General features: G+C 69.2%; 21 protein-coding genes and 1 riboswitch. Of the genes, 12 read left to right on the top strand and 9 right to left on the bottom strand.

What is annotated here, in order from left to right:
• Nucleotides 1-5 precede the first annotated feature (5 nt).
• Nucleotides 6-611, bottom strand: a complete 606-nt coding sequence (locus BM109_RS33685) for a class I SAM-dependent methyltransferase (protein WP_093352917.1) — start codon at nt 609-611, stop codon at nt 6-8.
• 175 nt (nt 612-786) lie between these two features.
• On the opposite strand from BM109_RS33685, the gene BM109_RS33680 reads away from it, so the two are divergent.
• From BM109_RS33680 to BM109_RS41390, 10 genes are all read left to right on the top strand, one after another.
• Complete coding sequence (locus BM109_RS33680; protein WP_256222941.1) at nt 787-3,012, top strand: ATP-binding protein; 2,226 nt, start codon at nt 787-789, stop codon at nt 3,010-3,012.
• A 74-nt stretch (nt 3,013-3,086) separates the two neighbouring features.
• Nucleotides 3,087-3,345: riboswitch (cobalamin riboswitch) on the top strand.
• Between the two features lie 184 nt (nt 3,346-3,529).
• Nucleotides 3,530-5,614, top strand: a complete 2,085-nt coding sequence (locus tag BM109_RS33675; RefSeq protein ID WP_093352912.1) for a TonB-dependent receptor — start codon at nt 3,530-3,532, stop codon at nt 5,612-5,614.
• Nucleotides 5,615-5,616: 2 nt separating this feature from the next.
• On the top strand, nt 5,617-6,528 hold the full coding sequence (locus tag BM109_RS33670; RefSeq protein WP_256222940.1) for an ABC transporter substrate-binding protein: 912 nt from the start codon (nt 5,617-5,619) through the stop codon (nt 6,526-6,528).
• Nucleotides 6,525-7,526, top strand: coding sequence for a FecCD family ABC transporter permease (locus BM109_RS33665; RefSeq protein WP_256222939.1), 1,002 nt, complete (start codon nt 6,525-6,527; stop codon nt 7,524-7,526). The genes BM109_RS33670 and BM109_RS33665 overlap by 4 nt, the downstream gene beginning before the upstream one ends.
• Nucleotides 7,523-8,263 (top strand): ABC transporter ATP-binding protein, encoded by a 741-nt coding sequence (locus BM109_RS33660; RefSeq protein ID WP_093353235.1) that lies wholly within the window; start codon nt 7,523-7,525, stop codon nt 8,261-8,263. Before BM109_RS33665 ends, BM109_RS33660 begins: the two co-directional genes overlap by 4 nt.
• Complete coding sequence (locus tag BM109_RS33655) at nt 8,260-9,288, top strand: LLM class flavin-dependent oxidoreductase (RefSeq protein ID WP_256222938.1); 1,029 nt, start codon at nt 8,260-8,262, stop codon at nt 9,286-9,288. The genes BM109_RS33660 and BM109_RS33655 overlap by 4 nt, the downstream gene beginning before the upstream one ends.
• A 126-nt stretch (nt 9,289-9,414) precedes the next feature.
• Nucleotides 9,415-9,870: a DUF2846 domain-containing protein gene (locus tag BM109_RS33650; RefSeq protein ID WP_093352907.1), complete on the top strand. Its 456-nt coding sequence runs from the start codon at nt 9,415-9,417 to the stop codon at nt 9,868-9,870.
• A gap of 4 nt (nt 9,871-9,874) precedes the next feature.
• Nucleotides 9,875-10,303 carry a hypothetical protein gene (locus BM109_RS40980; protein ID WP_143129310.1) on the top strand — a complete coding sequence of 143 codons (429 nt, stop codon included), beginning with the start codon at nt 9,875-9,877 and terminating at the stop codon, nt 10,301-10,303.
• A gap of 84 nt (nt 10,304-10,387) precedes the next feature.
• A complete protein-coding gene (locus tag BM109_RS33645) occupies nt 10,388-11,221 on the top strand; it encodes an inositol monophosphatase family protein (RefSeq protein ID WP_093352905.1) in 834 nt (277 codons plus the stop codon).
• Nucleotides 11,222-11,404: 183 nt separating this feature from the next.
• Nucleotides 11,405-11,734 carry a hypothetical protein gene (locus BM109_RS41390; protein ID WP_177239535.1) on the top strand — a complete coding sequence of 110 codons (330 nt, stop codon included), beginning with the start codon at nt 11,405-11,407 and terminating at the stop codon, nt 11,732-11,734.
• A gap of 1 nt (nt 11,735) precedes the next feature.
• On the opposite strand, the gene BM109_RS33635 is transcribed toward BM109_RS41390, so the two are convergent.
• Genes BM109_RS33635 through BM109_RS33625 form a run of 3 tightly spaced genes read right to left on the bottom strand, consistent with a single transcriptional unit; the run spans nt 11,736 to nt 13,105 of the window.
• Nucleotides 11,736-12,134 carry a hypothetical protein gene (locus tag BM109_RS33635; RefSeq protein WP_093352903.1) on the bottom strand — a complete coding sequence of 133 codons (399 nt, stop codon included), beginning with the start codon at nt 12,132-12,134 and terminating at the stop codon, nt 11,736-11,738.
• 7 nt (nt 12,135-12,141) lie between these two features.
• Nucleotides 12,142-12,360 carry a hypothetical protein gene (locus BM109_RS33630; protein ID WP_093352900.1) on the bottom strand — a complete coding sequence of 73 codons (219 nt, stop codon included), beginning with the start codon at nt 12,358-12,360 and terminating at the stop codon, nt 12,142-12,144.
• Nucleotides 12,353-13,105 carry a Crp/Fnr family transcriptional regulator gene (locus tag BM109_RS33625; RefSeq protein WP_093353230.1) on the bottom strand — a complete coding sequence of 251 codons (753 nt, stop codon included), beginning with the start codon at nt 13,103-13,105 and terminating at the stop codon, nt 12,353-12,355. The genes BM109_RS33630 and BM109_RS33625 overlap by 8 nt, the downstream gene beginning before the upstream one ends.
• A 183-nt stretch (nt 13,106-13,288) precedes the next feature.
• On the opposite strand from BM109_RS33625, the gene BM109_RS33620 reads away from it, so the two are divergent.
• Complete coding sequence (locus BM109_RS33620; RefSeq protein WP_093352897.1) at nt 13,289-15,718, top strand: catalase; 2,430 nt, start codon at nt 13,289-13,291, stop codon at nt 15,716-15,718.
• Nucleotides 15,719-15,832: 114 nt separating this feature from the next.
• Here BM109_RS33620 and BM109_RS41385 read toward each other — a convergent pair whose 3' ends face one another.
• The 4 genes from BM109_RS41385 to BM109_RS33605 all read right to left on the bottom strand — a co-directional run bounded on the left by BM109_RS41385 (nt 15,833) and on the right by BM109_RS33605 (nt 18,458).
• Entirely contained in the window at nt 15,833-15,991 is a 159-nt protein-coding gene (locus BM109_RS41385) for a hypothetical protein (RefSeq protein ID WP_177239534.1), read from the bottom strand.
• 220 nt (nt 15,992-16,211) lie between these two features.
• Entirely contained in the window at nt 16,212-16,850 is a 639-nt protein-coding gene (locus tag BM109_RS33615) for an ABC transporter ATP-binding protein (RefSeq protein ID WP_093352895.1), read from the bottom strand.
• Between the two features lie 64 nt (nt 16,851-16,914).
• Entirely contained in the window at nt 16,915-17,715 is an 801-nt protein-coding gene (locus tag BM109_RS33610; protein ID WP_093352892.1) for a transporter substrate-binding domain-containing protein, read from the bottom strand.
• 56 nt (nt 17,716-17,771) lie between these two features.
• Complete coding sequence (locus BM109_RS33605; protein WP_093352889.1) at nt 17,772-18,458, bottom strand: RraA family protein; 687 nt, start codon at nt 18,456-18,458, stop codon at nt 17,772-17,774.
• Between the two features lie 97 nt (nt 18,459-18,555).
• On the opposite strand from BM109_RS33605, the gene BM109_RS33600 reads away from it, so the two are divergent.
• On the top strand, nt 18,556-19,281 hold the full coding sequence (locus tag BM109_RS33600) for a FadR/GntR family transcriptional regulator (protein ID WP_093352886.1): 726 nt from the start codon (nt 18,556-18,558) through the stop codon (nt 19,279-19,281).
• Here BM109_RS33600 and BM109_RS33595 read toward each other — a convergent pair.
• Complete coding sequence (locus tag BM109_RS33595) at nt 19,272-20,114, bottom strand: oxidoreductase (protein WP_093352884.1); 843 nt, start codon at nt 20,112-20,114, stop codon at nt 19,272-19,274. The genes BM109_RS33600 and BM109_RS33595 overlap by 10 nt on opposite strands.
• Nucleotides 20,115-20,120 lie beyond the last annotated feature (6 nt).

The raw sequence follows: 20,120 nt of genomic DNA, 5'->3' as shown, positions 1-20,120 counted from the left end.
AACGGTCAGGCGTCGGCGCACTCCAGCGCGAAGGTCGGCACCTCCGCCTGGCGGCTCAGCCACACGCCGCCTCCCATTTCCTTGAAGCTGCGCGTCAGCCCGCGCCGATACACCTGCGCGCGATGGCGGAACAGCCGCGGATCGCTGAGGTCCTCGTCGACCACGTCCTGCTCGAAGTCCTCCTGCGTGACGGCCTCGAGGTAGAGCGCGCCCGCGCTGAGCGATCCGAGGTTGCGCAGCGCGCTCTTCAGATCGGAGGGTTCGAGGTAGGCCAGCACACCCTGGCAGATCACGAGGTCGAAGCGCTCCCTGGCCCGGTAGTCGACCACCGAGCCCCGTTCCCAGCCGTAGCGCTCGCACAGGTATTCGCTGAACTCCACGCCGTGGTAGCTGGCCTTCGGAAAATGCAACGCGATGGCATCGCGCCAGTGGCCGATGCCGCAGCCCATGTCGAGCACGCGCCGCACGGGCACGCGCAGGTACTTGAGGTACGAACAGACGAAGGCCGCGAGGCGCTCGGCGTGCTGCGGGTCGACCACCTTCGTTTTCTTGTCGAAGTAGTAGCGCCGGTAGTAGGCCTCGTCGAAGGTCGCCGCGTCGGCAGATTGCATGCAGGTTGTCTTTCAGGGAGTGCGGGCATCGGAGGGAGGCCCGGCGCCATTTTCGCCCGGGAAGGCCCGGTTGGCGCCGCCGCGCCGTCAGGCAAAATGCCATGCCGGCCCTCCATCCGCCCACGCACCGAGCGTGGCCCTCGTCTCCCTCAACGCGCAAAGCGCCTCCCGCCACTTGGAACGGCCGCCCCTACCCACGACCACGCAGCCTGTCACGCTGGCCAACTGCGACAGCGAGCCCATCCACATCCCGGGCCTGGTGCAGCACCATGGCGCGCTGTTCGCGTTCGATGCCTCGACCCTCACGCTGACGCGCGTCAGCGCCAATGCCCGCGCGCTGCTCGGCGACACGGCGCCCGCGCTGGGCGAACGGCTGTCGGCCGACCATTTCATGGGCGACGCGCTGGTGCACGAGGCGCTGCACGAGGCCAACGGCGTCGCGGTCGATACCGGCGAGGGCTCGCCGATCAACCTCGAGGTGACGCTCGGCGAGCGCCGCTTCGACCTGATCCTGCACCGCGTCGGCTACGAGCTGGTGGCCGAGTTCGAAGCCCGCGACGCCACGGCGGACGCGGTGTCGGACTTCGCGCTCAAGGCGCACCGCGCGATGGACCGGCTCAAGCGCCAGGGCTCGATCGACGGCCTGCTCAACCTCTCGGTGGAGGCGGTGCGGCAGCTCACGGGCTTCGACCGCGTGATGGCCTACCGCTTCCGCCACGACGACAGCGGCGAGGTGGTGGCCGAGCGCCGCCACGAGGCGCTCGAGCCCTTCGTGGGCCGCCGCTATCCGGCCAGCGACATCCCGGCGCAGGCGCGCCGGCTCTACGTGATCAACACCCTGCGCCTGATCGCGGACGTGCAGTCCGCGCCGGTCGGGCTCGACGTGGCCGATCCGCAGCTGCCGCCGCTCGACATGAGCCACTGCACGCTGCGCAGCGTGTCGCCGATCCACATCGAGTACCTGCGCAACATGGGCGTGGGCGCGTCGATGAGCATCTCGATCGTCATCAACGGCCAGCTCTGGGGCATGCTGGCCTGCCACCATCGCAGCGCTCACCAGGTGCCCTACGCGATCCGCATGGCCTGCGACGTGCTCGCGCAGGTGCTGGCCTCGAACGTGCAGAGCCTGCTGGCGCGCGAACAGGCGGGCCGGGCCTCGAGCGCGGCGCAGCTGCGCGGCTCGCTGATCGAGGCCGTGCTGCATGCCGAGGACACCTTCAGCGCGCTGATCGGCCTGGCGCGTCCGCTGGCCGATGCCTTCGACGCGCAGGCGGCGGTCATCGCCGAGCAGTCGCGGCTGCACGTGGAAGGCGACATGCCGCGCGAGGCCGCGGCGGCGCTGATGCAGTGGCTCACCGCGTCGAAGAACGGCGACGAGATCGTGGCGCTGCACGAGCGCGAGCAACTGCCCGAGAACCTGCGTTCGCTGGGCGGCGTGTGGTGCGGCTTTCTCGCGCTGCGCTTCGATGCGATCGACAACGGCTGGCTGGTGCTCGCGCGCAAGGAACAGATCGAGACCATCAGCTGGGGCGGCAAGCCCGAGAAGCATTACGTGAGCGGCCCGCTCGGGCCGCGGCTCACGCCGCGCGGCTCCTTCGACGTCTGGAAGCAGACGGTGCGCGACACCAGCGTGCCCTGGGGCGCCAACGACCTCGACTTCGCGCGCCAGCTGCGCGACGAGCTGATCCGCGCCAGCGCGGCGCGGTTGGCCGACACCTACAAGGCCCGCACCGAGCTGCTGGCCGTGCTCGGCCACGACCTGCGCGACCCGCTGCAGTCGATCACGATGGCGGCCAAGCTGCTCGAACGCAGCCTGCCCGACGGCAGCAACGCCGGCGCGCGGCTGGGCCAGCGCATCCAGACCTCGAGCAGCCGCATGGCGCGGCTGATCGGCCAGGTGCTCGATGCCTCGCGCCTGCAAAGCGGCATGGGCCTGCAGATGGTGCCGGCGCAGATCGACCTGGCGCGGCTGCTGGAAGACGCGGTCGACGAGTCGCGCACCGCCTACCCCGGTTCGCAGCTCGAACTGGAGGCGCCCAAGACGCTGCCCGTGCTGGCCGACCCCGACCGCATGGCGCAGTTGATCGGCAACCTCGTGAGCAATGCGCGCCACCACGGCCTGCCCGGCGAGGCGGTGCGCGTCCGGCTCGAGCAGGTCGACGCGCACGTGGTGTTCAGCGTGGCCAACCGCGCGCCGCCGATCGATGCCGCGCTGGTGCCCGACCTGTTCAGCGCCTTCAAGCAGCGCAGCGTGCCCAACGAGCGCAACAAGGGCGGACTGGGCCTGGGGCTGCACATCGCGCAGGCCATCGTGCGCTCGCACCGCGGCAGCATCGGCTATGCGCACGACGACGGCTACGTGGTGTTCACGGTGCGGCTGCCACACACGCCCACGCCCTGAGCTTTTCGCGCCAGGCGGCGCAAGACCCGCTCCTATAATCCGCCCCGCCGGCCGATGCAAACGAAAGCATCACCCAAGCCGGCGTGCGCGAAGGTGCGCCGGTCCCTCGACCGGCGTTAAACGGGAAGCAGGTGACGAGCCCCACAGGGCCCCATTCCTGCGCTGCCCCCGCAACGGTCGGCGGATTCGCGGTCCTCACAGTCGATGCCTTCGCGGGCACCGGCGGCCACTGTGCCTCGGCATGGGAAGGCGAGGATCGCGGCAGCGAAGCATCGCTCGATGCCTCGCTGCGCTCCGCAAGCCCGGATACCGGCCTTCGCCTCGTTCGGTCGCTGCGGGAGTGCAGGCAAGCCGGGCCGGTCACGCGTGGGCGCGGACCCGGTCGCTTGCAGCATCCATCGGCGCCCGGTTTGTTCTCATGGCCCGCGGGAGCGCGGGCCCGAAGGAAGCCCACGTGCGCAACATCTCCAGGCGCGGTCGCGTCAGACCCCACCAAGCCCTCATCGGATCCGGCGTCATGCTGCTCGCCTCGGTCGCTTCGGCGCAGGACGCCGAGGGCGCCGGTTCGCTGCCGCCCACCACCGTCAGCGACCGCAAGACCATCTCCACCGCCACGCGCCAGGAAGCCGACACGCTGCGGCTGCCCTTCGCCACCTATTCGGTCGAACGCGCGCAGCTCGACGCGGTGGGCGCCGTCACGCTCGAGGACACGCTGCGCAGCGTGCCGGGCCTGCAGTACGGCACGCAGGGCAACTACTACTCGCGCTTCGAGACCCGCGGCCTGCGCGACACGCAGGACGTGCTGGTGCTGATGGACGGCGTGCCGCTGCGCCTGCTGCAGGGCAATGCCGACATCACGCTGATCGCGCCCGACCTGGTCGACCGGCTCGAGTTCATCAAGGGCCCGGCCTCGGCGCTCTACGGCAAGAACGCGATCGGCGGCGTGGCGCAGTTCTTCATGAAGCCCGAGCGCGCGGGCGGCAGCCTCACGGCCACCATCGGCAGCTACGGCCGCCTCGACGGCAGCCTGCGCTACCGCTGGGACTTCGAGCGCGGCAACCTCTACATCGGCGTGGCCAACAGCGACTACAACGGCTTCCAGCGCGATGCCGGCCGCGCGCAGTCGGCCCTGCTGGTCGGCGGCGACTTCGCCGTCACGCGCAACTGGACCACCGGCTTCCAGCTCTACGACACGCGCGTGCGCGGCGACCGCGGCTCGATCGTGCCGCTGGTCAACGGCAAGCCGATCTTCGGCATCACGTCGCGCGACAACTACGGCATTCCCGACTCCTACGTCACGGGCGACTACCAGTCCTTCTCGTGGAAGAACCGCTTCGAGCTCGGCGCCGGCTGGTCGATCAACCACCTGAGCAGCTTCGCGCGCTACAACCGCTTCTTCGCGGGCGGCATCACCATCGTTCCGCCGCCCGCGGCCGTGAGCAAGGGCTACTCCGAGAGCTACACCGCCGACCGCGGCGTCTACCACGAGCTCGCGGCCACGCACCTGATGGCGGGCAAGGGCTGGAGCAACGAGTTCCAGGCCGGCTTCAACCTCGAGCGCGGCTGGCAGGGCCTCGATTCGCCGAGCTTCAGCAACGCGCCCACCTACCGCGGACCGTTCTACGGCATCCCCGTGAGCAACGTGCGCAACGATCCGCGCGGCGTGCGCGGCAGCATCACCTCCTCGCGCTTCGACCAGGAGGTGCGCAGCGTCTACCTGCAGGACCGCTTCGAGTACGGCCCGGTCGGCTTCACGCTGGGCGTGCGCCACGACCGCTTCGAGCAGACGCTCGGCCGCACGGGCACGCAGGTGATCTCGGCGCAGGAAGGCAGCCACACCAGCCCGCGCGCCGGCGTGGACTGGCTGTTCCTGCAGGGCGATACCTCCTCGCACGCCGTGTTCGCGAACTGGAGCGAAGGCTTCCGGCCGCAGGCCGTGGCGCTCAACACGCGCGGCGGCGTGGTGGTGCCCGACATCCTGCGGCCCGAGATCACGCGCAGCAAGGAAGTGGGCCTGAAGGGCCGCGCCGCGGACGACCGCTGGAGCTACCAGCTCAGCCTGTTCGAGGCCGAGAAGATCGACGGCCAGCGCTCCTACCGCAACGGCCCCGACTCCTTCGTCTTCAGCAACGCGACCTCGCGCACCAAGGGCATCGAAACCCAGTTGCAGTTCCAGCTCTCGCCGCGCTGGAACGGCTACCTGCACTACACCTGGCAGGACGCGCGGCTCAAGGACTTCCAGACCTACACCGACAGCGGCGCGCGCAGCACCAACTTCGGCGGCTACCGCGTGCGCATGTCGGCCCACAACATCGCGGGCGCGGGCCTGACCTATGCGCACGGCGCCTGGGCCGTGACCGGCACCGCGAGCTACGTGGGCAGCCGCTACCTCCGCGACAATGCGGTCAATCCGCAGAAGCTGCCCGGCTACCTGCTGCTCAACGTCGCCGTGGCCTATCGCGTCAATCCTTCGCTCACACTGCAGGCCGGGGTGAACAACCTAACGAACAAGTACTACATCGCCGACGACCTGTCGGCGCAGGAAGCCGGCAACGCCGGCGCACCGAGGACGGTGTTCGCCCGCGCGCGCTACACCTTCTGAGCGTGAACCGGCGCGACGCGATCCTCGGCATGGTGTGCATGACGGCCGTTCTGCCCGCGGGCGCCGAGGAGGCGCCATCGGGCGGCTTCCCACGCGAGCTCGTCGATGCGCTGGGCCGGCGCGTCGTCGTGCCGCGCGCACCGCGGCGCATCGTCGTGGTGTTCCCGAGCAACGTCGAGCTGGCCTGGGCCCTGGGCCTGGCCGACCGCGTGGTGGCCATCGGCGGGCGCGTGCGCTGGCCCGAGGACGCGCGCGCCAAGCCCAGCATCGGCGGCGCGCTCGGCTACTCGGCCGAGGCGGTCGCCGCTTTCCGGCCCGACCTGCTCGTGGTCACGCCCTCGCACCACTCGGCGCTGTCGCTGGTCGATGCCTTCGACCGCGCGAAGCTGCCCTGCGTGGTGCTCGCGCATCCCGACCTGCCCTCGGTGTTCCGCAACATCGACCTGCTCGGGCGCGCGACGGGTGCCGACGAACAGGCCCGCCGGGTGCGCGAGGACATGCAGGCGCGGCTGGCCGCGATCGAACGCCGGCTCGCGGGCGCGCCGCGCCGCAGCGTCTATTTCGAGACGGCGGCCGCCGCGCGCGGTGCCTTCCAGACCGTGGGCACGGGCCACTATGCCAACGACGCGCTCGGCTGGGCCGGCGGACGCAACGTGTTCGCCGACCTCCAGGGCGCGGCCCAGGTCAGCGCCGAAGCGATCTTCGCGCGCGACCCCGACGTGATCGTCTCGCTGCAGCAGGTGCCGCGCGATCCGGCGCTGATCGGCCAGCGCCCCGGCTGGCACACGCTGCGCGCCGTGCGCACGAAGCGCGTGGTCGTGCTCGAGCGCGGCCACAAGCTGATTCCCGGTCCGCGCCAGATCGAGGCCGTCGAGCAGTACGCGCGCGCGCTGCATCCGGAGCGCTTCGCATGAGGCACGCCACCGACGGCCGACGTGCATCGATGGCCACGGTGTGGCTCGTGCTGCTCCTGCTGCTGGCCGCGGCCGTGGTGCTCGCGCTGAGCGTGGGCGCCGCCACGGTCTGGCCCACGCAATGGTGGGGCACCGACACCTTGCAGGCCGAACTGGTGCGCGTGTGGCGCGCGCCGCGCGTGGCCGGGGCCTTCTTCGTCGGCGCCTGCCTGTCGCTGGCGGGCCTGGTGTTCCAGGGCGTGTTTCGCAATCCGCTGGCCGAACCGTATCTGCTCGGCAGCGCCAGCGGCGCGGCCGTGGGTGCCGCGGTCTCGCTGCTGCTGCCGGCGCTGGTGCCCAGCGCGCTGAGCCTGCCGGTGCTGGCCTTCGCGGGCGCCTGGGGCGCGAGCTGGCTGGTGCTGCTGGCCGGCAGGCTCGGCGGTGGCTGGCAGAGCAACCGCCTGCTGCTCGCGGGCGTCGGTCTGGCCGCGATCCTCGCGGCGCTGCGCAGCCTCATCGTGATCGTGTTCGGCGACGAGTCGACCAACCTGCGCGCCATCATCTCGTGGCAGCTCGGTGGCGTGCAGACGCCCACGAGCGCCGAGATTGCCGTGCTCGCGCCCGTGCTGCTGGTGCTGGTGCTGCTGGTGCGCGCGCTGGGCCGCGGCCTCGACGCGCTCGGCCTGGGCGAGGACACGGCCCATGCGATGGGCGTGCGCGCCGCCTCCTTCTCGGCCCGTGCCGTGCTCGTGGCCTCGCTCGCGACCGCGCTGGCCGTGAGCTGGGGCGGCCTGATCGGCTTCGTGGGCCTGATCGTGCCGCACCTGATGCGCTGGTGGATCGGCCCGCTGCATGCGCGGCTCACCGTTCCCTGCGCCATCGCGGGCGGCGGCCTCATGGTGCTGGTGGATGCGCTGGCGCGCTCGGCCATGGCTCCGAGCGAGATCCCCGCGGGCCTGCTGACCGCACTGATCGGCGGCCCCTTCTTCCTCGCGCTGCTGCTGTGGAGGCGCGGATGACGGCCGATGCCCTGCGCCTCGGCGGCCTGCGGGTGCAGGCCTCGGGTCGCACCCTGCTCGACGGCATCGACCTCGCGATCCCCGAGCGCGGCCTGTTCGGCATCGTCGGCCCCAACGGCTCGGGCAAGACCACGCTGCTGCGTGCCGCGCTTGGGCTGGTGCGACCCCGCGAGGGCCGCATCGCGCTGCTCGGGCGCGCGCTCGACCAATGGAAGCCGGCCGAGCTCGCGCGCCACATCGGCTATGTCGCGCAGCACGGCGAGAGCCATTGGGACCTGACCGTGCGCGAGATGCTGCAGCTGCAGCGCCCGGGCCGCGCGCCCGATCCCGCGCTGGTCGCGCGCTTCGAGCTAGACGCGCTGATCGACCGCCGCCATGCCTCGCTGTCGGGCGGCGAGCGCGCCCGCGTCGGCGTGGCGCGCGCGCTCGCGCACGACCCGCGCCTGCTGGTGGCCGACGAGCCCGCGGCCCACCTCGACATTCCGCACCACCACCGCCTGATGGCCCTGCTGCGCGACAGCGCCCGCACGCGCGCCGTGCTCGTGGTGCTGCACGACCTGCATGTCGCCAGCACCTGGTGCGACCAGCTCGCGCTGCTCGGCCAGGGCCGGCTGGTGGCGACCGGATCGCCCGCCGAGGTGCTGAGCGACGAACGCCTGGCGCAGGCCTACGGCCCCGGCATCGCCGCCTTCTCGAGCGGCGGCCTGCGCTTCTTCACGGCCGCCGCCGCGCCATGACCGCACCCGCGCTGCGCATCGACCTGGCCGGCTGGTCGCGCGAGGCCACGCTCGGCCCGTCGCGCGAGTTCTTCGCGTTCTTCGAGGAGGCCGAGCAGCTGGGCTTCGACGGCGCGTGGTTCCACGAATTCCGCCTGCTGGCCGAGGGCGGCCCCTATCCCTCGCCGCTGCTGCTGGCGGCCGCGCTGCTCGCACGCACCGAGCGCCTGCGCATCGGTGTCTCCGCGCTCGTGGTGCCGCTGCACCATCCGCTGCTGCTGGCCGAGGAGATCGCGCAGCTGGCGCTGCAGGGCGATGGCCGCTTCGACGCGGGCCTCGGGCGCGGCACCGATGCATCGACCCTGCGCGCGCTCGAGATCGATCCGCAGCAGACGCGCGAGCGCTTCGCGCAGGGCTGCCGGCTGGTGATCGCGGCCTTGCGCGGCGAGAGCGTGTCATCGAACGACGGCCCCTGGCGCTTCGAGGCGCAGCAGATCCGCCACCTCACGACCTCGGCGCCGCCGCTGTACATCGCGGGTTCGACCGAGGAGACGATGCGATTCGCCGTCAGCGAGGATCTGCCGCTGCTGCTGAGCCTGGAGCCGCCGGAGCAGGCGCAGCTCGCACATGTGCAAGCTGCGTTCGCTTCGCTCGACGGTGAAGCGGTGGCGCGGCGACGTGCTCCCTTCCTCGCGCGCTCCTCGCTCTCGCGCTATGTCTGCATCGGCGCGACCCTGGCCGAGGCACGGCAGCAGTTCGACGCGCTGCTGCCTCTGCTCCACCGCCGGCGCGAGCATTTCGCGATCCTGCGCGGGCAGGCCCCGGGCACCTTGCCGATGCGCGATCCTGCCGAGGTGCTGCGCACGCAGGCGATCGTCGGCGACCCGGCTTCCTGCCTGGAACAGATACAGGCCCTCACCGCACGCACCGGCATTCGGCAACTGCGCTGCGTCTTCAATGGCAACGGGGTGCTCGACCGCACGGTGGCGCTGCGCGGGATGCGGCTGTTCGCGCAAGAAGTGTTGCCGGTGCTCAAGCGAGGCTGAACGCAGTGCCGTCCGTTCTCATAGACTTAGACTCCGAACGCACGCCCCCCGATGAAGGCATTGGCCAGGACAGCACGATCGTGGACATCGGGGCAAATCTGAACCCGCAACGATTCGACATCCATCATGAAAGCACTCCCGCACTTCACGCTGTTGCTCATTTCGAGTTTGCTCGCTGGCTGTGGAGCAACGGGCGCCAAGTTCTCCGAGATCAAGTCACCACCTAGTTCCACGGGGGCGATCTATGTCTACCGACTTTCCAATTTCGTTGCCGGCGCATCGGCGCCGATCCTGGTCATCGACGGCAAGGAGGTCGCGAATCTTCGAAATGGCGGCTACATACGGCGGGAACTCGCACCTGGACATCATGTTGTGGAGCTGAAGAACGGCGGGATCGATTCCAGCAAACGCCCTGTTGCGGTCGATGTCGTGGTTCAACCTGGCACCGCGCAATTCTTCAGGTACACCATCGAGATGCTCGACGGCGGAATGTATGAGAAAAACAGGTTTGCACGATCGCTCGACATGGTCGAGCGCGAGATCGCACAGATAGAGCTCAAGCAGACGAGCGAAAGCGAGTGATGCAATGTTCCAGCCGCTCCCTCTTAGATTTTTCATCACCTCCATGACGAGCGCTAAGAACGTTCTTTTCTCGGCACTGCTGATTTCGTTGATGACCGGTTGTGCTACACAGGAGCCAGACACGCGTCATGTCGCAAAGGGCCGGATTCTGGAGGTGCAAACGCCCACGGCTGCCGGATTCCAGGCGCGGAGGACAGCTACCGGCTACTCAGGCATCCTGCCTTTGCCGGTCGATACACCAAAGGCGACACGCTCACACCTCTACACCATCCGCACAAGCGACGGAAAAGTGATTCGCGCGACGGGCGAAGGGCAGATGCTGATCGGAACTTGCGTGGAGCTGCGGCACATGACCGACCTTTCCACGATTACTTCGGAGCACAACTACATCAGCGGTGAACTTTTACCGAGTCAGGGTTGCTCTTCCGAGTAGCGGCGGGCGAAGTTGCTTGCTCACCCGCAAGCTGCCCGATCGAGCCGACTTCCGCCGCTTCAGATTGCACCTTGGCCACGCCATATGCCGCTCTCTCCTTTCACTTCCGACGACCTCGCATTCCTGGGATCGCTGCTCGCGACCGCCGCGCGCGAGGAAATCATGCCGCGCTTCCAGACGCTCCACACCGTCGACCGCCGGCGCAAGACCTCGTCCTTCGACATCGTGACCGATGCCGACGAAGCCTGCGAGGCCGCGGTGCTCGCTGCCTTGCGCGCGCGCCATCCCGAGGCCGTGCTGATCGGCGAGGAGGCCTGCACGCGCGACCCCGCGCTGCTCGACGCCATCGACAACGCGGAGCTCGCGTTCATCGTCGACCCACTCGATGGCACCAAGAACTTCGCGAGCGGCCTGCCGCTGTTCGGCACGATGGCGTCCGTGACGGTTCGGGGCGAGGTGGTCGCCGCGGCGATCCATGACCCGGTGCGCGCCGACACGGCCTTCGCGATCCGTGGCGAGGGCGCGTGGATCGAATCGGCCTCGGGCGCGAAACACCGGCTGCAGGTCGCGCCGGCCGTGCCCGTCGACAAAATGGAAGCCATCGTCGGCACGAACTTCCTGCCCGAGCCGCTTCGCAGCGAAGTCAACGCGCGGTTGTCGCGCCTGGGCATGACCAACTGGTTCCGCTGCGCCGCGCACGAGTACCGGCTCGCGGCCGCGGGCGACATCGACGCCCTGTTCTACAACAAGCTCATGCCATGGGACCATGCCGCGGGCTGGCTGCTGCATCGCGAAGCGGGCGGCTACGCGGCGCATCACGACGGCTCGGCTTACCGTCCCGCGCACCGGAGCGGCGGGCTGATCTGCACCACCGACCGCGCGAGCTTCGACGCGGTGCGCGCAGCCTTGCTGGGCTGATCGGCACGCCTTCCGGCTGGATGCGGTGGGTCACGCCCTGGGTCGGCGCCACGGCATGCCTGTGCGCACCGATCGGCAGCAAGCACGCAACTTCCTTGCGGCACGAAGCGGGGAGCGCCTACGTCGCGTGACCATGAAAGGCCGAAGTGTTGCGGCTCCATCCCAACGACCCGAGAGACACGCATGGCCGATGCCGCCCACGGCACAGAACACGACAGCCCACCGACACCCGACGACACGCCGGCGAACCAGCTGCGGCGCATTTCCGTCCACGTGATCGAACCCGGCCCCGGCCGCTACTTCTGGGTGCTCCTGGAGCAAGGCGACGACCCCTTGACCTGGCGCGAACTGCTCGCGAGCCAGCGGCCTTGCAGGCACTGGAACCATGCGTTGACCGACGGCATGGCCGCGCTGATGGACCTGGCGGGCGATGTGCGCGAAGGGCCGCGGGAGATCGGCGCGACCAGGCGCTCCTTCGCGCGCATGCCGGAAGCCTCGCTGCGCAACTGGTAGCTCAGCGCGGTATCGCGGCCGGCGCGTCCGGATCACTTCGCTCGCTCGGCGACGGTTCCCCGCCTCTTCCCGGTCCCTCGTTCGCGACCTTCGAAGCGCGCCTCGCACGCGGCGGCCGTGCCGGCATGTCGTCGAAATGCTCCGGCTGCTGCCGTCGAGCGCGCGCGATTGCGGAATGCCCTTCCGCGGTCACTTCCGACACGATCGCGCGCGGGATGTAGACATCGCCCGAACGCTCCCGCACCGGCGCGTCGAAGCTCGCCTTCACGAGGCTGGCGGCATTCAGGCCGAGCAGCCGCTCGATGTCGTCCCTCGACGTGCATTCGGCGGGCAGCTGCTGCTGCCCAAAGTATGAAAGCAGCTTCATGCTGGCCAGCACGCGCAGCTCGCGCTCGTTCAATGCCTTTCTACGCACGCGGCTGACCTTCGGCGCCAGGCTTCGCGGCGGCCATCTGCTCGCGCGCCTGCAGCGCGGCCGCGTGAAGACGCTCCGCCGTCAAGGCGGCGGCATCCGCCGTCATCGTCACCGCCACCCCATCGGGGCCGTCCAGGATCACCACGCCATCCTCGGCGGTGGCGTGGCCGGCGTCTTCACGCGGTCCGGGAATGGCGCGGCGATCAGTCATGGGGATTCCCGGCGAGGCCGACCGCGCGTGCCGCGGTCCGAGGATTGAGGTACAGATACCGAGGATCGAACCGCGCTCTGTCGACCAGGCCCTTCAGGTCCAGGATCTGCACGTTGGCCCCGCGGACATTGCACAGACCGGATTCGCGCAGCTCGCGCAACACGCGATTCACATGGACATTCGTGAGGCTGCAGACCTCGCCGATATCGGCCTGCGTCATGGGCAGCGAGAAGGCGTGGCCTTCGGACGCGCCGATCGCCAGCAGGCGGGCATGGGTCTCGCACAGGAAGTGCGACACGCGCTGCAGCGCGTTGAGGCTCGACAGGCGATAGATCCACTGCCGGTGCATCGCCGCGTCCAGCAGCGTGAGAAACCACAGCCGCCGGGCAAGACCGGGCTCCGATGCCTGGATGGCTTCCAGCGAAGCATGGCGAAAGACCGCGACGGTGATGTCCGTCAACGCGGCGACATCATGGTCGAGTTCCTTCAAGGCGTAGGCATGCAGGTCGACGAAGTCGCCGGGCACATGCAGCGCCACCGGGTGGCGCCGGCCATCCGGGGCATCGACATGGCGTGTCATGAGTCCCTTCACCAGCAGCGTGCTGATGTCGACCGGCACGCCCTGGCGAACGACCAGGCTGCCGGCCGTGTAGGTCTGCGTATGGGAGATCGCGCCTTCCAGCAGGCTGCGTTCGGCGTTGGAGATTTCCGCAGCACGGTTGCGAAATACGTTCTCGGTCAGCATGGAAGATTCCTTGTCATGGATGGTGCCCCGCATCGCGGCACGGCGCATTAACCTGGATCAAGTTTGAGCCTGTATCGGCTGTGCGGTGCAAACAGGCGTGGAAGGGGCCTTTGTCCTACGAATGAGCGCATCGCCCGTCCTCAGAGTTCGCGCTCCACCACGACCGAACCCAAGCGAGGACCCATGTCCAAGAAAAAAGCCACCCCTTCCGTTGCCAACCTCGATGCGGCGCGCGCGGCGGCACGCAACACGGACAGCGGTCCCGCTGCACCGGCGCCCGCGGCCGCGGCCGCGGGGAAGGGCGACCTTCCCGCGCAGAAGATGATCGATGCACAGGCGCTTGCCGCCGCGATGCCCGCCAATCCGAACAAGGCGCTCGAGCATGGCCTGCCGAATGCACAGTCCACGCCCGTTGGCGCGACCGCCACACCTGCATCGCGCTTGCCCACCGGCAGCACGCTCTCGGAGGCCAATGCCTCGGCCAAGACTGGCAGTGCGGCGCCCGAGGGCGTGAACGCGACCATCGATTCACTGGACCGCGTGCGAGTGGACTCTTCGGGCCAGGCGCTCACCACCAACCAGGGCGTGCCGATCGCCGACAACCAGAACTCACTGAAGGCCGGTGCGCGCGGTCCGGCGCTGCTCGAGGACTTCATCTTGCGCGAGAAGCTCACGCACTTCGACCACGAGCGCATTCCCGAGCGCATCGTGCATGCGCGTGGCTCGGGCGCGCACGGCTTCTTCGAAGCCTACGAGCCGCTGACGAAGTACACCAAGGCCGCACCGTTCAAGGAGGCCGGAAAGATCACGCCGGTGTTCGTGCGCTTCTCGACCGTGGCGGGCGAACGCGGCTCCAAGGACACGGCGCGCGACGTGCGCGGCTTTGCCGTCAAGTTCTACACCGACGAGGGCAACTGGGACCTGGTCGGCAACAACATGCCGGTATTCTTCATCCAGGACGCGATCAAGTTCCCCGACCTCGTCCATGCCGTGAAGCCCGAGCCGCATCACCAGATGCCGCAGGCCGCGAGCGCGCACGACACCTTCTGGGACTTCGTCTCGCTGATGCCCGAGTCGACCCACATGCTGATGTGGCAGATGTCGGACCGCGCGATCCCGCGCAGCTACCGGATGATGCAGGGCTTCGGGGTCCATACCTTCCGCCTCGTCAACGACGCGGGCGAGTCCTTCCTCGTCAAGTTCCACTGGCAGCCCAAGCTCGGCACCCACTCGCTGGTGTGGGAGGAGGCGGTGAAGATCTCGGGCGCCGACCCGGACTTCCATCGCCGCGATCTGTGGGAGGCGATCGAAGCCGGCGAGTACCCGGAGTGGGAACTGGGCCTGCAGATCTTCACCGAGGAACAGGCCGAGCAGTTCAGCTTCGACATCCTCGACGCCACCAAGCTGATTCCCGAGGAGCTGGTGCCGGTGCAGATCGTCGGGCGCATGGTGCTCAACCGCAACCCCGACAACTTCTTCGCCGAGACGGAGCAGGTGGCCTTCTGCACCGCGCACATCGTGCCCGGGCTGGACTTCACCAACGACCCCCTGCTGGCAGGCCGGATCCACTCCTACGTGGACACGCAGATCAGCCGTCTGGGCGGACCGAACTTCCACGAGCTGCCGATCAACGCGCCGATCGCTCAGGTGCACAACAACCAGCGCGACGGCATGCACCGGCAGGCCATCCACCGCGGCCGTGTCGCCTACGAGCCGAACTCGCTGGCGGGCGGCTGCCCGTTCCAGGCCGGCGCCGCGCAGGGCTTCACCAGTGTCGCCAGGCGCCTGGATGCGAAGGAGAGCGCGGACAAGGTGCGCATCAAGCCCGAGAAGTTCGCCGACCACTACACCCAGGCCCGGCTCTTCTTCGAGAGCCAGTCGGAGGTCGAGAAGGCCCACATCGGCAACGCCTTCCGCTTCGAGTTGTCGAAGGTGACGGTGCCCGCGATCCGCGAACGCGTGGTCGCCAGCCTCGCGAATGCATCGCCCGAACTGGCGGCGCGGCTCGCGCAGGACCTGGGCATGGCATTGCCCGCGCCACTGCCCAGGGCGCTCGAGAACCCGGCTCGGCCCGAGGTCGAAGTCTCGCCGCCGCTGTCCCTGCTGGCGCGGCCGGGCGATGGCGGCATCCGCACGCGCAAGGTGGCGATCCTGATCGCGCATGGCGTGGAAGGAACGTCGCTCGCGAAGCTGATCAGCGCGCTGGTCGAGGCTGGTGCCGTGCCGCGCCTCGTTGCCGCAAGACTCGGGACCTACAGCGGCGCCGCGGGCGAGCGCTTCGAAGCGGACGCCACGATGGAGAACTCGCCGGGCTTCCTGTTCGATGCGCTCGTCCTGCCCGATGGTGCCGCGGCGGTGGAAGCCCTGGACGCCGATGCCCACACGCTCGAGTTCCTGCGCGCGCAGTACTGGCACTGCAAGACGATCCTGGCCTTCGGTGCCTCGGAAGCCCTGCTGGCCGAGGCTCAGATCCCGCTGGCGCTGCCCGACGGTTCGGCCGACGCGGGGCTGGTCCTCGCGGACGCCGCCGACGCGGATGCGGCGATCGCGGCCTTCATCGCCGCCATGCCGCTGCGCCATTTCGAACGCGAGAACGATCCGCCGAAGAACTGATGCGTGCTCGTCGCGCCGCGGTGGCGCGCGAGTTCCTGATCGCCTCCGCCGAGGCCTTCCGCGGCAGGACCCTGATCGGAATCGATATTCCCGCGCGGCAATGGCGCGTGCCGTTCACACCGGCACGCGTGCTTCGTCCTTGTGCCTGACGCAGTACTCGAGCGCCGCCTCGAGCATCGGCCAGTTGGCGAACACGTAGACCCGTTCGACCCTGTCCCAGCGCCCACCGAATTCCTTGAGCGTCAACGCGAGCCCGGAGAGGCTGCCCAACACGGCGGGTTTGGATTTTCCATAGGGCTCGCAGTGTTCGGCCACTGTGCAGCCAAGCCGCGCCGCGAGGCCCTGTACGCGGTCCGTACCGCTCGGTGGAGAAAGAAGCATGCGCGGATTTTCGCAAAAGCCCGGGGCACGATGTTCTTTGCCGTATCCCCCAAAGGTGGGGTTGCCAACCGCGTGATCGGTGTTCGATCGGCACCGACCACCGAGCATCGCCTCACGATGACGGCAGCTCGATCGAAGCCGACAGCGGCACGGCATCGATTCGTTCGGCGCTTGCAATCACGATCGCGCGCTCGTCCCGGCCAGCGCTCTCGGAGAGGGTGCGCCACAGGAAGCGAATCGAGTTGGCATCGAGCGCCGCGGTGGGTTCGTCGAGCAAGGTGAGTGCGCGTCCCGACGCGAGTGCAGCCGCCAGCCAGACCTTCCGCTTCGACCCGGTGGAGAGCATGTACATCGGCTTCTCGAGGTGCGGCGTCAGGGAAAAGCCTTCCACGAGGGCACGCCACTTCGCTTCATCGAAGCCTGGATCGCCGGCACTCAGCGACGCGGTGCACTGCGTCGCCGAGATGTCATTGAAGGCGTCGGTCTCCGGGTCGACGAAGAACACGTTCCGGCCATAGGTGTCGGGGTCCTGGTCCAGGCGCGCTCCCGCGAGGTCCAGCTGGCCTTCGCCGCGAAGCTTCCCCGCAAGCAACCGGAGGACCGTCGACTTTCCGCTCCCGTCGCCACCGTAGAGCTGGGTCAGCCCGGCGCCGATGCTGGCGCTCCAGGCGGACAGGAGTGCAGGCCGACGGGGGTAGGCGAAGCTCAAGTTCTTGACGACGAGGATGGGCGCGGTCGACGCTGGGTTCATGCCTCGACCCTACCGCAAAACCGGCGCGCGCCGCGCCCGTCGGGTCGACGGCGGCCCGACGATCTCAGGACGCCGCAATCACCGGAAAGTCCGTCCCCAGCCACTTCTGGTACAGCTTGTTGAGCTCGCCATTGGCGCGGTTACGCGCGACGAACTCGTCGAGCGTCTTCTTCAGCTCGGCCTGGCCGGGCCGCATGGCGATGGCCATGACCTGCTCGCGCACGGTGAACTTCTTCTCGTAGGTATCGGGCGGCACGCGCTTGGCGATCTGCGCGGCGACGGTGGTGGAGCAGCCGATCGCATCGACCTGGCCCGAGATCAGCGCCTGCATGCCCGAGGCATCGTCGTCGAAGCGGCGGATCTCGGTGCCCTCGGGCGCCATGGCGGTCAGCGCCACGTCCTGCACGCTCGCGCGCGCCACGCCGATGCGCCGCCCCTTGAGGTCGGCCGCGCTCTTGATGTCGACCTTCTTCGCGCCGTACAGGATCACGGTGGCGGTCGCGTAAGGCGCCGAGAAATCGACCTGCTTGGCGCGCTCGGGCGTGATCGCGAGCGAGGCCACGAGCAGGTCGACCTTGTTGGTCAGCAGGAACGGGATGCGGTTGGGGCCGGTGACGGGCACGAGGTTGAGCTTGACGCCGAGGTCCTTGGCCAGCAGTCGCGCGACATCGGCGTCGTAGCCGTCGGGCTGGTTCTGCGCATTGGTGGTGCCGTAGGGCGGGAAGTCCACGAGCAGCCCGATCGTGAGCTGGCCCTTCTTCTGGATTTCCGCGGCGCTTTGCGCCACGGCGGCACCGGACAGGCCGGCCATGGCGGCGCCGGCCGCGACCGCCAGCAGTTGCCGGCGCGACATCGAATCGAACATGTGAGTCTCCTTGTGAATGGGTCGGCGGGGAACGAGGGAGGGGCGAAGCGAGCCCGTCACATCACGCCGAAGGTCTCGAAGGCTTCGACCGTGCTCATCCCGTTGCGGATGGCGGTGCGCACCGCGTTCTCGGTGCTGGCCTTCTCGAGCGCGCGGCGCAAGGCCTCGACCTCGGCCTCCTTCGGCACGATCAGCACGCCGTCCTGGTCGCCGAACACGATGTCGCCCGGGCGAATGCGCACGCCCTGGATCTCCACCGGCACGCGGTAGTCGACGACCTTGCCGCGCGGGCCCTGGTCCTGCGAATAGCCGCCGAGCGAGAAGACCGGCAGGCCCAGCTCCAGCACCTCGTTGGTGTCGCGCGAATAGCCGTCGAGCACCGCGCCCGCCGCCTTCAGATGCTGGGCGCGCGTCGTCATGAGCCCGCCCCAGAGCGCGAACTGCGGCGCGCAGCCGGTCGCGACATAGACCTCGTGGGGCTTCAGGTCGTCGAGCGCCTGGAACAGCAGCCCGAAGGGCTGGCGGCTCAGCGGCGTCTTGCCCTCGGGCTCGGTACGCGCGAAGCAGTTGGTCTCGAGCACCGGCATCGCGCGGCCCGCGATCACCATCGAGCGCTCCACCGGCCGGATGGCCGGCGGCAGGAACTGCCGCAGCAGCCCCATGGTGTCGAGGATGTCGCCCACGACGGCGGGGAACAGCTTGGTCTTCATGAGCTGGAACAGCTCGTCATCGTCTTTCCACATGCTTGTCTCTTCGTTCGGTCAGCCAGTCGATCAATGGCCCGATTGAACGGGGCGCGGGACGGGCTCGCAAGCTCTCACCCTATATGATAGGTAGCCGATGACCGCCCACCCCTTCGTCCTGGACAAGCTCGAGCGCGTGCCGCTCTCGGAGCAGGCCGTGCAGAGCCTGCTGGGCTACATCGAGCGCTCGCGGCTGGCACCCGGCGCCGCGCTGCCCGGCGAAGGCCGGCTGGCCGAGACCCTCGGCGTGAGCCGGCCCGTGGTGCGCGAGGCGCTGCGCACGCTCAAGGGCATGGGGGTGGTCGACATCGCCAACGGCAAGAGCCCGATCATCCGGCGCGACCTCGACGCCACCGCGATGTCGATCTACTTCGCGCGCGCCCTGCAGGTGCTCGACAACTCCACCGAAGACCTGATGGCCGTGCGCGCGGCGCTGGAAGGCCAGTCCGCGGCGCTCGCGGCCGCGCGCCGGCAGCCGGCCCAGATCGAGCGCATGACGGCGCTGGTGACGCGCATGCAGGGCTGCCTGCGCGACCCGGCCACCTATGCGGCGCTCGACACCGAACTGCACGTCGAGATCGCGCGCGCCAGCGGCAACCCCTTGCTGTGGCAGATGATCGGCTCGATCCGCGCGTCGCTCGAATCGCTGTCGCGCCAGGGCATGGAACGGCGCAAGACCCGCAAGAGCCTGCAGCAGGTGCAGGACGGCCACGCCGAACTCGTGGCCCGCATCTGCGAAGGCGACGTGGCCGGTGCCGCGGCTTCCATGCAGGCCCACATGGCCGCGGCGCTGCATGCGCTGCTGCGCGAACCTCAGGCGTGATCGGTCGAGCGCGTCACCGCTTCCCAGGCATCGATCTCCCCGGACATCGCCGCGAGCTTGGCACGGACGAGCCCCAGCGCGTCGGTGCCCAGCAGCAGGTGCGCCGGCGGATTCGGCGCCTCGACCAGCGCGAGCAACGCCTGCGCCGCCTTCGCGGGGTCGCCGGTCTGCGCCCCGCTCTTGGCCTGCCTGGCCTCGCGGATGGGATCGAAGAGCGCGTCGTAGTCCGCGATGCTGCGCTGCGATCGCACCATCGAGCGCCCGGCCCAGTCGGTGCGGAAGGAGCCCGGCGCGACCGCGGTGACACGGACGCCGAAGCCCGCGACTTCCTTGCCGAGCACCTCGGAGATGCCCTCGAGTGCGAACTTGCTGCCGCAGTAGTAGGCGATGCCAGGCATGGTGATGAAGCCGCCCATCGAGGTGATGTTGACGATGTGGCCGCGGCGGCGCGTGCGCATCGAGGGCAGCACGGCCTTGATCATCGCGACCGCGCCGAAGACGTTCACGTCGAACTGGCGTTGCATCTCGGCCAGGCTGGACTCCTCGAGCGTGCCCTCGTGCCCGTAGCCCGCGTTGTTGACCAGCACGTCGATGGGCCCGTGCTGGGCGAGCAGTTGGGGAACGGAGCGCTCGATCGCGTCGAAATCGGTGACGTCGAGCACCACGGCATGCGATCGGCCGGGCGCGCTGCGCTCGAAGGCTTCCTTGTTGCCTTCGCTCCTGACGGTGCCGAGCACCGTGTGTCCCTGCGCGAGGGCGGCTGCCGCGAAGGCTTTTCCGAATCCCGAATTGACGCCCGTGATGAGGAAGGTTTTGGATGAGGTCTGGGTCATGGTCGG

It is taken from the genome of Variovorax sp. PDC80, from assembly GCF_900115375.1.
GTDB lineage: Bacteria > Pseudomonadota > Gammaproteobacteria > Burkholderiales > Burkholderiaceae_C > Variovorax.
The sequence above is the reverse complement of the archived record's forward strand: the minus strand, read 5'-3'. Positions and strand labels throughout refer to the sequence as shown.

Bases quoted from the DNA above. Each gene is read 5' to 3' on its own strand.
- BM109_RS33665 (WP_256222939.1), top strand. From the start codon at position 6,525: ATGAGGCACGCCACCGACGGCCGACGTGCATCGATGGCCACGGTGTGG.
- BM109_RS33610 (WP_093352892.1), bottom strand. From the start codon at position 17,715: ATGTTCGATTCGATGTCGCGCCGGCAACTGCTGGCGGTCGCGGCCGGC.
- BM109_RS33605 (WP_093352889.1), bottom strand. From the start codon at position 18,458: ATGTGGAAAGACGATGACGAGCTGTTCCAGCTCATGAAGACCAAGCTG.
- BM109_RS33595 (WP_093352884.1), bottom strand. From the start codon at position 20,114: ATGACCCAGACCTCATCCAAAACCTTCCTCATCACGGGCGTCAATTCG.
- BM109_RS33650 (WP_093352907.1), top strand. From the start codon at position 9,415: ATGAAAGCACTCCCGCACTTCACGCTGTTGCTCATTTCGAGTTTGCTC.
- BM109_RS33660 (WP_093353235.1), top strand. From the start codon at position 7,523: ATGACGGCCGATGCCCTGCGCCTCGGCGGCCTGCGGGTGCAGGCCTCG.
- BM109_RS33620 (WP_093352897.1), top strand. From the start codon at position 13,289: ATGTCCAAGAAAAAAGCCACCCCTTCCGTTGCCAACCTCGATGCGGCG.
- BM109_RS33630 (WP_093352900.1), bottom strand. From the start codon at position 12,360: ATGACTGATCGCCGCGCCATTCCCGGACCGCGTGAAGACGCCGGCCAC.
- BM109_RS33655 (WP_256222938.1), top strand. From the start codon at position 8,260: ATGACCGCACCCGCGCTGCGCATCGACCTGGCCGGCTGGTCGCGCGAG.
- BM109_RS33625 (WP_093353230.1), bottom strand. From the start codon at position 13,105: ATGCTGACCGAGAACGTATTTCGCAACCGTGCTGCGGAAATCTCCAAC.
- BM109_RS33675 (WP_093352912.1), top strand. From the start codon at position 3,530: ATGCTGCTCGCCTCGGTCGCTTCGGCGCAGGACGCCGAGGGCGCCGGT.
- BM109_RS33600 (WP_093352886.1), top strand. From the start codon at position 18,556: ATGACCGCCCACCCCTTCGTCCTGGACAAGCTCGAGCGCGTGCCGCTC.
- BM109_RS33685 (WP_093352917.1), bottom strand. From the start codon at position 611: ATGCAATCTGCCGACGCGGCGACCTTCGACGAGGCCTACTACCGGCGC.
- BM109_RS33645 (WP_093352905.1), top strand. From the start codon at position 10,388: ATGCCGCTCTCTCCTTTCACTTCCGACGACCTCGCATTCCTGGGATCG.
- BM109_RS33615 (WP_093352895.1), bottom strand. From the start codon at position 16,850: ATGAACCCAGCGTCGACCGCGCCCATCCTCGTCGTCAAGAACTTGAGC.
- BM109_RS41390 (WP_177239535.1), top strand. From the start codon at position 11,405: ATGGCCGATGCCGCCCACGGCACAGAACACGACAGCCCACCGACACCC.
- BM109_RS40980 (WP_143129310.1), top strand. From the start codon at position 9,875: ATGTTCCAGCCGCTCCCTCTTAGATTTTTCATCACCTCCATGACGAGC.